Here is a 768-nt window from a genome sequence, read left to right as displayed (position 1 = left end):
CGTCGGACGATACCTCATCGTCGTCGTGAACGACCCGCGTGGATACTCCCTTGCCCTTGCCGAGGGCTGGAGCGGAGCTAGGGCTGCCTGAGCCTCCGGGGCCCCTGCCGCCTCGGCCGCCGCCGGTGGTGCCGCCCCGGCCGCAAGTGGTGGTGGCCCCAGGGATCGTCACGCCACGCGAGAGGTCGCCCCTCTGCACCACGGCGATGTCAACGTCGTCTAGCGTTGGCATCGCCGCCAGCAGTGCCGTCCTTGCTGCCTGGTCCATACAGATGGCCCCGCAGGATGCTGGTGGCGTCGCGAGCTCAGCCGAGAACTGATCGGTGGTCAGCGCCTTCAGGCACGCGGTCAGCAGCTCGCCGTCCAGACTTGACCCTGGCCCGCGTTCCAGCCGCATGATGTCGATCACCCCGGTGTACATCCATGCGGGGCGCGTGGCCCGATCCTGTAGGGGCGCGAGGCACCATGACAGGAAGTCATGTAAGACCATCAGGGAGGTCAGGCCACTCTCCGCCAGGTACTGGATCCGATCCAGCACGGGGTCAAATCCCGACTCCAGGTCGGGATCTTTCCCCCACTCGGCGCGGTCAAGAGTCGGCGCGGCGGCGGGAATCACGAGCCGGTCATGGGCATCCGCCTGCATTAGAGCCCAGTCTTCTCTCCAGCGCTCCCACCTGCCTGGGGAGACAGGAGCAATGTACCGGGAGGGGCCCTGCGTCCGGCGCGCGAAGTAGTAGCCGCCGATGAGCGGCGGGCGCTGGCTCGCTG

Annotated in this window: 1 protein-coding gene; it reads right to left on the bottom strand. The window is 68.0% G+C overall.

Features of this window, described 5'->3' with window-relative positions; genetic code table 11:
- On the bottom strand, positions 1-643 hold a 643-nt coding region (locus ACQY5R_RS18200), incomplete at its 3' end, for a hypothetical protein (protein WP_428610707.1).
- Between the last annotated feature and the right edge of the window lie 125 nt (positions 644-768).

The sequence above is a fragment of the Sedimenticola sp. genome (assembly GCF_050289425.1).
Lineage (GTDB): Bacteria > Pseudomonadota > Gammaproteobacteria > Chromatiales > Chromatiaceae > Sedimenticola.
The sequence above is the reverse complement of the archived record's forward strand: the minus strand, read 5'-3'. Positions and strand labels throughout refer to the sequence as shown.